Origin of the sequence: Sphingopyxis sp. NFH-91, from assembly GCF_021401285.1 — a bacterium.
In the GTDB taxonomy this organism is placed as follows: Bacteria; Pseudomonadota; Alphaproteobacteria; order Sphingomonadales; family Sphingomonadaceae; genus Sphingopyxis; species Sphingopyxis terrae_A.
Window position 1 is genome coordinate 1 of the sequence record NZ_JACBGA010000003.1, and the last position, 13,885, is coordinate 13,885.

At 62.7% G+C, this 13,885-nt stretch carries 12 protein-coding genes; 6 read left to right on the forward strand and 6 right to left on the reverse strand.

Annotated elements, in window-relative coordinates; translation table 11 throughout:
- Positions 1–138: 138 nt before the first annotated feature.
- Together L0963_RS08145 and L0963_RS08150 are read left to right on the forward strand one after the other, a co-directional pair.
- Entirely contained in the window at positions 139–468 is a 330-nt protein-coding gene (locus L0963_RS08145; RefSeq protein ID WP_234179133.1) for a hypothetical protein, read from the forward strand.
- Between the two features lie 173 nt (positions 469–641).
- Positions 642–4,484, forward strand: coding sequence for a hypothetical protein (locus L0963_RS08150; RefSeq protein ID WP_234179135.1), 3,843 nt, complete (start codon positions 642–644; stop codon positions 4,482–4,484).
- Positions 4,485–4,556: 72 nt separating this feature from the next.
- Here L0963_RS08150 and L0963_RS08155 read toward each other — a convergent pair whose 3' ends face one another.
- A complete protein-coding gene (locus tag L0963_RS08155) occupies positions 4,557–5,732 on the reverse strand; it encodes an MFS transporter (RefSeq protein WP_234179137.1) in 1,176 nt (391 codons plus the stop codon).
- Between the two features lie 263 nt (positions 5,733–5,995).
- Between L0963_RS08155 and L0963_RS08160 the strand changes: the two genes are divergently transcribed.
- Positions 5,996–6,523 (forward strand): Dps family protein, encoded by a 528-nt coding sequence (locus L0963_RS08160; protein WP_234179139.1) that lies wholly within the window; start codon positions 5,996–5,998, stop codon positions 6,521–6,523.
- Positions 6,524–6,888: 365 nt separating this feature from the next.
- On the opposite strand, the gene L0963_RS08165 is transcribed toward L0963_RS08160, so the two are convergent.
- The 4 genes from L0963_RS08165 to L0963_RS08180 all read right to left on the reverse strand — a co-directional run bounded on the left by L0963_RS08165 (position 6,889) and on the right by L0963_RS08180 (position 10,259).
- On the reverse strand, positions 6,889–7,254 hold the full coding sequence (locus L0963_RS08165; RefSeq protein WP_234179141.1) for a response regulator transcription factor: 366 nt from the start codon (positions 7,252–7,254) through the stop codon (positions 6,889–6,891).
- Between the two features lie 82 nt (positions 7,255–7,336).
- Positions 7,337–7,975 (reverse strand): response regulator transcription factor, encoded by a 639-nt coding sequence (locus L0963_RS08170; protein ID WP_186401199.1) that lies wholly within the window; start codon positions 7,973–7,975, stop codon positions 7,337–7,339.
- The gene (locus L0963_RS08175; RefSeq protein WP_234179143.1) at positions 7,972–9,489 is read right to left on the reverse strand and encodes a PAS domain-containing sensor histidine kinase; all 1,518 of its coding nucleotides are present in this window, start codon (positions 9,487–9,489) and stop codon (positions 7,972–7,974) included. The genes L0963_RS08170 and L0963_RS08175 overlap by 4 nt, the downstream gene beginning before the upstream one ends.
- Before the next feature lie 101 nt (positions 9,490–9,590).
- Positions 9,591–10,259: a sensor histidine kinase gene (locus tag L0963_RS08180; protein ID WP_217373081.1), complete on the reverse strand. Its 669-nt coding sequence runs from the start codon at positions 10,257–10,259 to the stop codon at positions 9,591–9,593.
- Positions 10,260–10,460: 201 nt separating this feature from the next.
- Between L0963_RS08180 and L0963_RS08185 the strand changes: the two genes are divergently transcribed.
- Genes L0963_RS08185 through L0963_RS08195 form a run of 3 tightly spaced genes read left to right on the forward strand, consistent with a single transcriptional unit; the run spans position 10,461 to position 13,293 of the window.
- Positions 10,461–11,297: an alpha/beta fold hydrolase gene (locus tag L0963_RS08185; RefSeq protein ID WP_234179145.1), complete on the forward strand. Its 837-nt coding sequence runs from the start codon at positions 10,461–10,463 to the stop codon at positions 11,295–11,297.
- A 56-nt stretch (positions 11,298–11,353) separates the two neighbouring features.
- Positions 11,354–12,979, forward strand: coding sequence for an FAD-dependent oxidoreductase (locus L0963_RS08190; protein ID WP_234179146.1), 1,626 nt, complete (start codon positions 11,354–11,356; stop codon positions 12,977–12,979).
- Between the two features lie 11 nt (positions 12,980–12,990).
- The gene (locus tag L0963_RS08195) at positions 12,991–13,293 is read left to right on the forward strand and encodes a UBP-type zinc finger domain-containing protein (RefSeq protein ID WP_326490183.1); all 303 of its coding nucleotides are present in this window, start codon (positions 12,991–12,993) and stop codon (positions 13,291–13,293) included.
- Positions 13,294–13,379: 86 nt separating this feature from the next.
- Here L0963_RS08195 and L0963_RS08200 read toward each other — a convergent pair whose 3' ends face one another.
- Positions 13,380–13,871: a hypothetical protein gene (locus tag L0963_RS08200; protein WP_234179148.1), complete on the reverse strand. Its 492-nt coding sequence runs from the start codon at positions 13,869–13,871 to the stop codon at positions 13,380–13,382.
- Positions 13,872–13,885: the final 14 nt, after the last annotated feature.

The window sequence follows — 13,885 nt, forward strand, 5'->3', positions numbered from 1 at the left end:
CTACGCCCGCCCTCCGCCGCACGCAGCGCAAGGCCATCTTCAACAAACCAGCATCATATTATCCGAAAAGGGGGTCCCTCTTCGACGCCGATCGGGGGTCCCTTTTGAACGCCGTTTGACATGCACTCCCAATTTGACATGAAATATTGGCCATCGCTGAGCGATTTCATGTGGGTGATTGCGCACGATGCCCGCGATGCCGAGATCGATGCGACAGACCCTCTTACGGCCGCCGCCGCGACCGGCCCTCGCTCGTCGCAAGCTGATTTCCTGAAGGCGCTGTACGCGGCGATCGAAGATAACAGCGGCGGAAACTTTATCAAAATTCCCTCGGGCTTCAGGCTGACCGACAATAGCATCGCATCGCTGGCCACCTGCGCTCTCGACCTGGAGCCTGATCGTCCGATCGATGGTGCGCATATCAAGCGCTTCCGTCAGCGCGTGAGAAAGGCAGCAAAGCAGGGCTGAATTGGCGATTAGTGGAACGCTCGCGTGCGCCGCGGGCCGACGAGTTTGACTTGAAAACGCCGGGATGTGGCTCGCGGAGCCGCCATCCCGGCGGGAGAATCTTGTACCTTGGAAAGTGGTTATGGGCGCGCTAGCGACGGCTGAAGCAAAATGGCTACGGGGTAGGAAGCAAGTTGGATATTGCCGTCATCGGTCCTGAGAAATTCGCGTTCCAGGATATGGCATGCATCGAGCTAGCGTTAGGTTGTCGCCAGTTCGGCACTTTTGAGCTCGTGCCGGAACCCAAGGGCGGCGAAGACGCCAACCTCATTTGGAGCCTGCCGGAAATCCGAACTCTTGAGGTTCAGGTAAAGGGAGCCAGCGGCACAGTCGGCGTCGCTGAACTAGCGAGCTACCTTTCGCATTATCCCGCCCGCAAGTCGACCGGCTCGCTTCTGGAGCGCCTGTTCGACCAAGATACAAGGCACGCGCTTTTCATATTAACGGCTCGATGCAACGACGACATTGCTCCACTTCTAGAGCGGCTTCCGCTCGGTAAATTGTCACCCCCAAGGCCGGCACCTCGCGTGCTGGCGATAGCCCTGCGGAATGAACTAACTAGGATGGCGGCCGCGAAGCCGCCTGCACGCGCTACCAAATTGGTACTAGCGAGACTCAAGGACGTCGCCTCGCTCGCGGCGCACCCGATCGCTGATTTCGAGCGGGCTCTGTCCCGGACTTGGATCGCCGATCTGGAAACAGCAGAAACGGTCGAGGTGCGGCTGCACTCCATGATGCGCGCCGACAACTTCGATACTCTGTCAATTCGCGGTATGCTTGCTCGCCTCAGCGATCTCCTTGCCAACGCAAAGCGGACCCAGAAGGACGCATTCGTCCCGATGCTGCGCGAGCTTGCCGAGCACGCTCCACGCGCTGTCCGACCCAATGGTTACCTGGATCGCGGCATCGAAGCGGATCTGGAAATGCGGCTCCGCGAAGCCGGTGTCCTGCTGCTCGCCGGGCCGCCCCGCGCAGGCAAATCCTGGACTGCGCGGGCGATTGGCGGGCGGCTCCAAGCCGAAGGCTTCGAAGTCAGGCAGGGCGCGTTTGTCGAGGAAGCTGAACGCTTCCTCACGGAAATGGTGGGAGCTGAGAGGGCCTATGTGCTCGACGACCCACTGGGCGTGCGCGAGCCAGCGGTCGACGCCAGCGCGCGGCTCGCCGCGCTCCGCGCCTTGAGCGAGCGGATTCCGGCCAACCGACGCTTGATCGTCGCTCAGTCCGAGCATGTTCTGCTCCAGACCAGGGCGGCGTCGGAACTTGGCGCCTGTGCGCTTGGGGCTCAGCAATGGCTCCGTCTGGAACCCTTGACGATCGAGCGCGCCCAAGCGGTCTGGCGCGAGGCGGCCCTCCATCAGGAGATGCCAGCCGCAGCCGTTGCTCAAGTCGAGCAGTTTATCGCGCGCGAACCGGCGTTGCGCGATCCTGGCGCACTCGCTTATCTTGCCCAGACCTGGAGCGAGCTCGCGCAGCCAGCGCGCGACGAGGAAATATTGCTCCAAGCGCGACGGGATGCCACCGATTTTGCGCGGGCATTGACGATGCAGATGCCTGCGATCGGCGATCTCCTGACCGCCTCTGCGCTCGCAACGACCGCATCCGAAGGCGCTCACGATACGGAACTCGCGTTCATCATCAATGGCGGCGAAACACGCCCCGGGCTGGAGCGATCGTCGTTCATAATCGCTCTGGGGGGAGAGCGGCGCCCGCCGCCCAGCTATCCTATGCAACCACAATTGGACGACGGCCAGCGCTTCGCGCTTGAAACCCTGCAACGACGCCGGGTGATCGAAGAACGTGGAACTCGGCTAAATTTCTCGCATCCCTATCTTCGCGCCGGCGCGCAAACACTGATCACGCCCGATATTCCGTCCGATAGAAAGCGGATCCTAGAACAAGTTGAGCGCTCCATTGCCTGCGCGTCTCCCGGGACATCGCTCGCGGCGGCGCGCAATTTATGCTGGTTGCGTCTGTCATTGCCGGACGATCAATCCGGTGGCGTTTTCGCTATAGCGCGGAAAGGTATCCGCTCGCTTTTTCCAGCGACCCGCGATTGTTGTTTTCAGTTCCTCATAGAGTCCGCCGACCAGTTGCCGGATGCGCTCAGGGAAGAACTCCCGCGCTGGTCGGAACGGATGGTGATCGACCTGGACGATATCGACGTGGCGCATGGCATGGGATTCATATCCGATCAGCCGGACTGGCCCGCAGATGCCTCACCAATCGCGGTGATTCAGCCCTACTTGGAGGCACTCGACGCAGGTCAGCCGCTCGGATTGGATCTCTCGCTATCTCACCGTCTGCTGAAGACCCTCGACGAGAATTCCGAAGCGCTCACAGCAGTAGCGGCACGCCGTTTCCTTCGCGCGGACGAAGCGGTGATCCGCGCGGCAGCCGCCCGAATATGGTGCCGGTTGCCGCGCGATGACGATGCAGACATTCTCGATCGACTTGAGAATGACGTAACTCCTGCCGTCAGCCTCGGACTGCTAAAAGAGTTGGCCGGCGCCTGGACGGTATTGGACGCGTCGCGCCGCGAGCGCATCCTTGCCATCCTCATGATACATGCGCGTTCACCGGGCTGTGCAAGCGTTCTGTTCAGCAGACTGGTATTGTTCAATCGCGTCGAGCATTTTGGCGAGCGTCCCCCTTGGGACATTTTCCTGACCCTGATGCCGATCGTCATCGCGACCCTCCCTTTAAGCGTCGCTTTCGACGATGGGCGGTTCAATGCTGCTCTCGACGACGCGCTTGACGCGGTCCCAGCAAACAGTGTGTCACCCGTTATCGAGGCTTGGGCTTCACGCGTGTTGCAAAGGGTCGATCGCTACTTCCTCTGCGAATTCGAGCTCGCGATAGCCGAGCCGCTTATGCGGGGCATGACAGCAGAAGCGCGGTTGCCGATCCTGCGCCGTCTGTTCGGTGTAGCCGATACTGGCGTGCGCATTGTAACGATGAGTTGGCTCGTCACCGACTGGGATGCACTTAGCGCAGAGGAACAGTCCCTCCTTCAAGACGCGCTTGCCGAAGACCGCGTCGACCGCCACTGGTTGGCGGCAACAATGCTCACCCGGGCCACGCCGCCACCCGCGCTCGTCGCAACTCTTGTAGGCGATCCTGCAGTGCTCACGCTTGCTCCCGAGGAAATCGAGCGACGGCTGGGCGTGAAGCTGTTCGCAGCTTGCATTCATATGTTTGTCGGCTGGCCGCAGCCTCTGTGGTGGTATGCAACCCATCACTCGGATAGTCCGGCTTGGAGGCGGGTGATAACAGGTCTGGCACAATTACCGGATCATCCGCTCCATGCTGTCGCGTTCTATGAGATCGCGAATTTCGGCGAGGGCACCGAACTCGCCGATCTGATATCTGATCTTCCCGATGCGAAGTTGCCGAACGTTTTCGCGCTAATGCTCGACTTCAAGATTGCACATGTCGGTGATTGGCGCCGAGCCGCGTGGCAGGTCCTGCTTGACCGCGCCGAAGCGACCGGGTTGCTTGATGGTTTCGTTAAGCAGCTTGACGTTGAGCTCGAAGGCATCCTCGAGAACGTATCCGACATCCGGCATTGGGTGGGGGAAGAAGGGATGGGGATGCGCATCTTGAACCTCGTCCAATTCGACGCACGAGCGCTTCTGCGCGCCCGCAATCTTAGCAAGACGCGCGCAATGGTGGACGGGCAATTGGCGGCGACAACTAACAGGGATGTCGCCGACGAGGCTTTTGCGACATTGTGCGCCGACGAGCTGGTAACTCTTCAATCGGAGTTGCCCCGCCTTCACGGCACTTGGAGCCAGATCTGGGATATCTTCAAGAAGATCGGTGCAAGTGCCGAAGTGCTTGCCGCACTTGAAACGAGACGCCTCGAAGCCGTCGAACGTCATCAAGCATTCCGCAAGCGGTTCAAAGGAGCGCCGCCGGAGGAGCCCTTAGACGGCTGGATTGACCAGGCTAGAATCGGCGGCGTCCCATCTGTTTAAAGTGGTTCCGTCGAGAACGTCAGCTTTCTACCCTTGCTCGCCTGATAGCTGCCCGTCTCCAACCGGCCACCATCAGCACGACCGCGTAAGCCTCCAAGACAGCGACTGCAGAAATGTTGCAGCGCCGGCGAGCGCCAGCCCGATTGCCACGGTCCCTGGCCATCCGAAGGCGAGCCAGGCGGGGGCAGCAGCAGCTGAACCGGCCGCGCCGCCAAGAAACATGGTGCCCATGAAGATGGTGTTGAGACGTGCCCGGGCATCGGGGCGGAGCGCGTAAACGAGGTGCTGGTTGGAAACGAGCGAAACCTGCACCGCGAAATCGAGCAGGATCACTCCGACGATCAGCCCTGCCAGCGAGGTCCAGAGACCGAAGATCGCCCAGGAAGCGAATGTCAGCGCTGTGCCTGTCAAAATCATCCGGTGCGGTCCCTGCCGGTCGACGATGCGCCCGGCGAGCGGCGCTGCCAGTATACCGACGGCGCCGACAATACCGAATAGGCCAGCGACATCGGCACCAAGCCCGAAGCGCGGCTCTTCAAGACGAAAGGCCAGGATCGTCCAGAAAACAGTGAACGATCCGAATACGAGCGCCTGCGTCACGGCGGCGAGCCGCAAGGCCGGAAATTCGTTCCACAGATGGATCAGCGAGCGCATCAGCGAACCATAGGTCAGGCTGGTCTCGGGCCTGCTTATGGGCAGTTTGCGGGCCATCCAGGCGCCGCTCAGCAAGGCGACGGGCGCAGCAATCCAGAACATGGCTCGCCAGCCCGCAGTCGAGACGATGAAGCCGGCAATGGTCCGGCTGAGCAGGATGCCGCAAAGAAGGCCCGCCATGACCCGGCCGATGATCGCTCCGCGCCGCTCGGGCGGAGCGAGATGTGCAGCAAAAGGTACGATTTGCTGGGCGACCGTCGCCGCCGCGCCGAGAAACAGCGATGCGAGGACGAGCATGGCTGCTCCCGGTGCGATTGCAGCGGCGGCGAGCGCGAGAGCCAGGGCTCCAAACTGCATGGCGATAAGCCGCCTGCGCTCGACAAGGTCGCCGAGCGGTACGAGCAGGAAGAGGCCGGCGGCATAACCAAGTTGGGTCGCGGTCGGGACGAGTGCCGTAACCGGTCCGGGCAGATCGCGCTCCATTATCGCAAGCATCGGCTGGTTGTAATAGATGTTGGCAACCGCGATTCCGGCGGCAGCGGCCATCGAAAAGGTCAGCGCATTATCCATCGATGGACGAAGATCGTTGGTCATGGGGATCTCCTGTTCAGCAGGTTTGGTCATCTTCGCGGAACATGATCGGCCGGACATGGCGGGGTGCGGTCATGGTAGAATGCTTTCGCGATGAGGGAGAGGCGAAGGTCGCTCTCCGGATTGCTGCGGAGGCTAGGTGGGGGCGGACGAACCGCCAATCATACGAAGATATGCAAACCTTTGTTTGGATTGGATGGGGCCTTTTCGCCTGTATCTAAACCTCCGCCGGACGGCATAGGGCCGCCCCGACCAGGAGAATCAAGATGGCGGATCAACACCAGCGCTCCTCGCTAGCCGAGCGCTTTCTCGGCACACCCACAGATCTCGGCACCGATGCTACCCGCGATATTTCGGCGGGTCTTGCGGGTCTGCTTGCCGACGTCTTCGCGCTCTATCTCAAGACCAAGAATTTTCACTGGCATATGAGCGGGCCGAATTTCCGCGACTATCATCTCCTGCTCGATGAGCAGGGCGATCAGATTTTCGCGATGACCGACATGATCGCCGAACGCGCGCGCAAGATCGGCGGCACGACGATCCGCTCGATCTCCGACATCGCTGGCCGCCAGCGGATCCTCGACAATAACGCCGCCTACGTCGATCCCAAGGACATGCTCGCCGAACTGCACGGCGACAACAAGCAGCTCGTGGCGGAGATGCGCCGCGTTCATGAGCTATGCGACGAATATGCCGACGTCGCCACCGCGAGCCTGCTCGAAGTGTGGATCGACGAGACCGAACGGCGAAGCTGGTTCCTTTACGAGAGCTGCCGATCGCCGAAGATCCTCTGAGGACTTCGGCCGCGGCGACCCGCCTGCCTCCCGCTCTCCCCAGGCGGGTCGCCGCATCCTCCAATCGAGAAACCTGACAGACATATGCTCCCTGTTGCTGTCGGTCTCATCTTGTTGATCACCGGCTGCCGGAATACCAACGGCGCGGCGATCAGCGGCTTGCGCGCTTGCGATGCGGCGGCGGGTGCGAGCGATATCGCATATTTCCTGTTGCGGACGATCCTGCCGATGTGGCGAGGAAGCGCGCGATCACGGGGTTCCGCAAGGCCCCCAGTGCCGCCTTCCGCGTCCGGATTGACGCGCCGCTCGGCGACAAACAATCTCCCTTTTTAAAGCTTCGGCGTCGTCGCGGCTTCGGCGCCCCTCTATCTGATCGCGTCTTCGATCGCGTCGAGCAGGCGATCGGGGTCGACCGGCTTGGTCAGGAATCCGCAAGCGCCTGCCCTCGTCGCCTGGTCGCGGGCGGCGTCGGTTGGATAGGCGGTCACGAGAATGAAGGGCGTCCGCCAGCCGCGCGCGCCCATTTGGGCCTGCAACTCCAATCCTGTCATCCCGGGCATGTGCAGATCGGTCACGATGCAGGCGAGCTCCTCATGCCCGCCGCTCGCCAGCATCTCTTCGCCACCCGCATAGCAGCGCGGCGTCATGCCGGCCGAGCGGAGCAGACTGTCGAGGCTGCCACGGACATCGGGATCGTCGTCGACAATGGCTATGATGGGGGAAGAAGACACGAAAGCAATTCCAGTGAAATAGCGGCACGGGGGCACGGGGGACTTTCTGAATGCGCCCGCCCACGCCGTTTTTCCATCATACTCAGATGTTAAACCGGTGGATGCTGTCGTCGCGCACGCCGAGCTGTTCGGCCATGCGGACGAGGTCGGCGAGCGACTGCGCCGCCATCTTGCGCATCACATTGCCGCGGTGGATCTTGACCGTGATCTCGGACAGATTCAATCGCGCTGCGACCTGCTTGTTCATCAGGCCCGTAACGACCAGCGCCATGACCTCGCGCTCGCGCGGGGTGAGCCTGTCATGGGCCTCTTTCACGGCAATAGCTTTGGCGGCTTCGGCGCGCTGCGTCCGGCTGGCTTCGATCGCCGCCGCGACCGCCGTCAGCATCTGATCATCGCTGAACGGTTTGGGGAGGAAATCGACCGCGCCCGCCTTCATTCCCCGCACGGTCATTGGAATATCGCCATGTCCCGTCATCAGGATGACGGGTATCTGGATTCCCTGCTTGGCCAATCGCTCCTGGAAATCGAGACCGCTTTCGCCGCGGAGCCGGATGTCGAGGACCAGGCAGCAGGCCGTGTCGGGTTGCCCGGACGCGAGGAAATCCTCCGTTTCCTCATGAAGCGCAACGTCATGGCCGGCAGAGCGCAAAAGGCTCCCCAAGGCGCCGCGCACCTCGGCATCGTCGTCGATCACATGAACGCGGGCCGCATTGCTCATATCGCTTCGGCTCCCTCGCGCGCGATCGGCAGACGAAACCAGAATGTCGCGCCGCGATCGCCATTGTTCGCGGCACCGAGCGTGCCGCCATGCTGCTCGATAATCGAGCGACAGATCGAAAGGCCCATGCCGAGGCCAGTCGTCTTGGTGGTAAAGAAAGGCGCAAAAAGGCTTTCCGGATCGGCCGCGATACCCGTGCCCGCATCGCAGACGTCGATCCTCACCGCGTCGCCATCGCGGCGCGCTTTGAGGTCCAGTGTTCGACGCTCGACCGGAACCTCGCTCATGGCCTGCTCCGCATTCAGCATCAGGTTCATCAGCACCTGCTGGACCTGGACCCGGTCGCCCGCCACGCGGGGAAGATCGCCGGCAACAGTCAGCTTGATGGCGACCCCATGCGTTTGCAGGTCGCGCTGCAACAGGGCGACCGTTTCTTCGATCAACGGCGCAAGCGCTATTGCCTCCCGGCGCGGATCGGCCTTGCGCGCGACATCCCGGATGCGCGCGATCACATCGGCGGCGCGTGTGCCGTTGGCGGCAATATGATCGAGACAGTCGGACACCTCGGCGGCATCCGGCGCCTCGCGCGCGAGCCATCTCTTGCCCGACTTGGCATAGGTCACGACCGCCGACAGCGGCTGGTTGACCTCATGCGCAATCGAGGCGGCAAGCTGGCCGAGCGTGGTGAGACGCGAGACATGGGTCAACTCGGCCTGTGACTGCGCGAGCCGCGCCTGCGCGCGTTTGCGTTCGGTAATATCGAGCGCCATCACAAGAACCCGTCCCCAGCCATCGCTGCCGGGCGGAATAGTGACACGCAACAAGACGTCAACGGGCTCGCCGGATGCATCGAGGAACTGGGTTTCCTGCTCGATCGTCTGATCACCCGAGGTCAGCGCCCGCGCGATATCGCCAAAGGTCGCCTCGGCCGCGGGGGTGTGGTGCGGCGCGAGCGTCTGACCAACCAGTGCGTCACGGCCCTTCAAGCCGAACAGGCGCGCCGCTGCTTCATTTGCGTCGCGTATGACGGCCGCTCGGGCTGCGCGCTGGATCCTGGCTGGTTCCGGCTCATCGACGTCTGCCAGAAGGCTGTGAGCCGCCGACCAGTCGCTTTCCCAGATCGGGAGACCGGCAGCGTTGAAGATGGTGCGATACCGTGTTTCCGAGCGCCGGCGCGCTTCGGCCAATAGCTGATGTCGCACGCACAGCAAGGTCGTGATGCCGATCGCGACGAGGCTGACGCCGAGGCGCATCGCCGCCGAATCGAGCGGTTCGCCCCAATGGCTGATGTAATAGCCCGTTACCGCAAGCAGGATCGTCAGGCTCCCGGCCGCCCATATCAGCGCGCGCATCTGACTGCGCGATGCGACAAGTGCAACGGTCGTATAGAGCACCGCTACTGCACCCTGCAGCGGGCTCAGAATATCGAGGGCAAAAATAACGAGCGCGAGGGTCGCCGCCATCGCGCCGTGCAACTGCGCGCCCAGCCTCCTGGCGTCCGCATCCCCGCGCATCAAAGCCTCCCGCAGCTGGCCCGGCGAGGAGAGCCGGCCCCAGGGGAAGCTGGACGAGCCAGGGCGCAATCGCAACAGCGAAGGCGGCTCGAGACCGAAATTCAACGTGGTTCGACGCATAATGTGAACCGCGTTCCTGGCGCATTATCGTGCCACCTATGCGCCGCTCGCAGACGCTGCGCCATTATCGTTACGAGCTGCGAGCCTACACCGGTGCCTCGGGACGGCTGGCCGCGCTCCATGCCGCGGCCGCGGTCCGAAACCTCGAGCCAGTAGCCGCCGTGCGGCAGAGCGCGCAGAGCGATTCTGACGAGACCCGGCGCGCCCGGGGCATAGGCATATTTGAAGGCGTTGCCGACCAGTTCCGAGACGATGATCCCGACCGCGGTCGCATCTTCGGCGGGGACATCGACCGCAGCCGGCTCGACCCGGATCCGGCTTTCGCCTTCGATAGCGGCTGCCGCCGCATCAAGCTCTTCGGCTAGCTCGCAAAGATAGGCGCCGAGGTCCACGAAGGCCTTGTCAGGTGCAATATAGAGCTGGCGGTGAACATTGGCGATCGCGCCGATGCGCCGCTGCACTGTGGCGAACCAATCGCGCATCTCGGGGTCGGCTACCCGACGGGCGTCCAGGGAAATGAGCGCGCTCAGCAACTGGAGATTATTGGCGATGCGGTGATTGGCCTCGTCGGCACGGCTCGGTCCCCGCAGGGGCGGCAGGACCGCGACAGGGGACGGCGCAAAGATCGGGACTTGATGTTGCTGGGTCATCGGGCATCCTTTCGGTCCGCCGCCAAGCGGCATGCCCCCCTTGTTTCCCGATCGCGCGGGCAGGCGCCATCATACCTAGGTTTGCCGGCATCAACGGGCGACCCGAAACCTGCGTATAATATCGCCGCGGAGCCGCAGCGCCGATGGTTCGATCACCGGACGGACACGTCTTGCCGTCCGCTGCATTCACAGGAGACGATCATGGCTTTTGTTACCACGCCCGACGGCACCGAAATCTTCTACAAGGACTGGGGTCCGAAAGACGCTCAGCCGATCATGTTCCATCACGGCTGGCCGCTGTCCGCCGATGATTGGGACGCGCAGATGCTCTTTTTCCTTGCCCATGGCTATCGCGTGATCGCCCATGATCGCCGCGGACATGGCCGGTCATCGCAAACCGACATCGGCCATGATATCGATCATTATGCGGCGGACGCCTCGGCTGTCGTCGAGCATCTCGATCTTCGGGGCACGGTGCACATCGGGCACTCGACCGGCGGCGGCGAGGTCGCGCGCTATGTAGCGCGGTTCGGTCAGCCGCAGGGGCGCGTCGCCAAGGCCATTCTGGTGGCTGCGATTCCGCCGCTGATGCTGCGAACCGACGCGAACCCGGGGGGAACTCCGATCGAGGTTTTCGATGGTTTTCGCGAGGCGCTTGCAGCCAATCGTGCCGCCTTCTTCCTCGATGTCGCCGCCGGGCCCTTTTACGGCTTCAACCGTCCCGATGCCGTCGTGTCGGACGCGGTGATCCGCAACTGGTGGCGGCAGGGCATGATGGGCAGCGCGCTGGCGCATTATGAAGGCATCAAGGCATTCTCCGAAACCGACCAGACCGAGGATCTCAAGGCGATCACTGTGCCGACGCTGGCGGTGCAGGGCGATGACGACCAGGTGGTGCCCTACACCGACGCCGCACTGCTTCAGGTCAAGTTGTTGCAGAACGGAACGCTGAAGATATACCCGGGCTTCCCGCACGGCATGCTCACCACCCACGCCGATGTCATCAACCCCGACCTGCTCGCCTTCATCACGCAATGAGCTTTGCATGAAGGGGCGGCGCGCGGCGCCGCCCCTACCCATCCAGGGAGATGATCATGACCGACCCCGATACCCGCGCACCCCAGATGTTTCCCGTTCTGAGCCATGCGCAGATCGAGCTTGCGCGGCGTTTCGCCAGCGGTCCGGAGCATCGCTTTGCGCCCGGTGAGACCGTATATGCGATCGGCGAGCGCGGCGCGCCAGCCTGGCTCATTCTCGATGGCGAGATCAAGGTGACGCGCGGTGACGGGCTCGATCGCACGGCGCCGATCACCGTCCATGGCGCGGGGCAGTTCACCGGAGAGGTCAATCAGCTTGCCGGCCGTCCTTCGATTGCCGGGGGACACGCAGGCGACCTAGGATGTACAGCGCTCCCTTTCGATCCCGCGCATCTCCGGGCCTTGATGATAGGGTCTGCCGAGATCGGCGAAATCATCATGCGGGCGCTGATCCTTCGGCGCGTCCGGCTTATCGAACAAGGAGGCGCCGGCACGATCCTGATCGGTATTCCCGGGAGCGCCGAGATTATCGCGCTACAGGAGTTTCTGACCCGCAGCGGATTGCCCAATCTTGTTCTCGATGTTCGCGTCTATGGCGAGGGACGCGCGCTGGTCGAACAGGCTGGGGTTTCGTCTGACGAGCTTCCCCTCGTCGTCTGCCCCGGCGGGGCGCTTCTTCGCCGGCCGACGAGCGTGGAGCTTGCCGCCTGCCTGGGGATCATCCCGGACCTCGATCCCGATCACCTCTACGACGTCGCGGTCGTCGGTGCGGGCCCCGCAGGTCTCGCAACCGCGGTCTACGCCGCGTCGGAGGGGTTATCGGTTATCGTTCTCGATGCGCGCAGCATGGGCGGACAGGCGGGGGCCTCGGCCAGAATTGAAAATTATCTCGGCTTTCCCACCGGCATCTCGGGACAGGCGCTTGCCGGACGCGCCTTCAATCAGGCGCTCAAGTTCGGAGCCGAAATCGCGATCCCGGTCGCCGTCGAGCGGCTGGTCTGTGACGCAGGTCCGCTGACCCTGGTCTGCGCGGAGGAACGCCGTGTCAGCGCGCGCTCGGTGGTAATTGCCTCTGGCGCGCAATATCGCCGGCCCGACGTCCCCAATCTGGCGGCCTTCGAAGGAAAGGGTGTCGCCTATTGGGCGTCGGCGATCGAGGCACGGCTATGCGCAGGCGAAGACATCGCCCTTGTCGGCGGCGGCAATTCGGCGGGACAGGCAATCGTATTTCTCGCACCCTTTGTGCGTACGCTTCGCCTGTTCGTTCGGCGCGATCTTTCGGAGACTATGTCGCGCTATCTGATCGACCGCATCGCTGCGCTCCCGAATGTGGAAATCCATTCCGGCGAAGAATTGTCTGCACTTGAAGGAGATGAGGCCGGAAATCTTGCTGCGGCGACGTTTCGTAGAGCGGCCGACGGCAAGGCCCGCCGCTACGCGTTGCGACACCTTTTCCTGTTCATCGGTGCCGACCCCAATGCCGGCTGGGCACGCGATTGCGTGACCACCGATGCCGATGGGTTTATCGTAAGCGGTGTCGGCAGCCGATCGCTCGAAACGAGCCGCGCCGGCGTCTTTGCAATTGGCGATGTTCGTGCCGGATCGACGAAGCGCGTGGCCGCCGCGGTCGGCGAGGGCGCGGCGGTCGTTTCGCAGATTCATTCTTTGCTCGCACAATCCTGAAGGAATTCGCTGTGTCTGGATGTTCTCACCTGCCGCATGTTCACGACGTTACACCGAGTGCACGGGGCTGCGAGGAATGCCTCAAAATTGGCAGCCCATGGGTGCATCTGCGGCTCTGTCGCGAATGCGGACATGTCGGTTGCTGCGACCAATCGCCAAATCGCCATGCCCGCGCGCACTTCGAGCGTTCGGGCCATCCGATCATCGAGGGATATGATCCGCCTGAAGGTTGGGGCTGGTGCTATGTTGATGAGGTCCAGGTAGCGCTTCCTGATCAGACCAGCCAAATCGGGCCCATTCCTAGCTTTATCTAGCCCTTGTTTCTGACACCGGGATTGCGTTGCAACTGTCCACTGTTCTCGATTCTTCACTGAAATCTGCCAGTCCGAAACCGGCCACCTCAAGCCCAACGCAGCAAGAAGTTGGTCAAGGCGACGTGCGGATATCGGGCGTCGTCCCAAGGGATCGGGCGGTCGAGGGGATCTTCGTTCAGCGGACCATCGATATTCTGGAAATCGAGCGACAGTGCGGTGAGCGTCCGACCTGCTTGCATCATCGCGAGCAGCCGGTCGAAGGCGGCGGACGACAGATCGATCGAAACCACATAGTCGGGCGCGTCCGGGGTGCCTGTCCCGAATGCGCTCCTGCGGATGCTGCCGCTCCAGTCGGAGCCGTCCTCTTCGGCGTCGAGGACGACCAGCATTCCCTGAAGCGCGCCGAGTAGCCGCGGCGCGCTGGTGATCGGCTGGCCCGCGATTGCACTGAGCGGAGCGGTCATGCACCGCTCCAGCCGTTCATACTCGCCATGCGCACCGCCCAGCTCGAGGCCGATCGCGCCGACCTCGAAACGGAGGAAATCCGGAACGATGGCGTAGGTGGCCGGGTTCGTCATGCCATCGTCCGAGG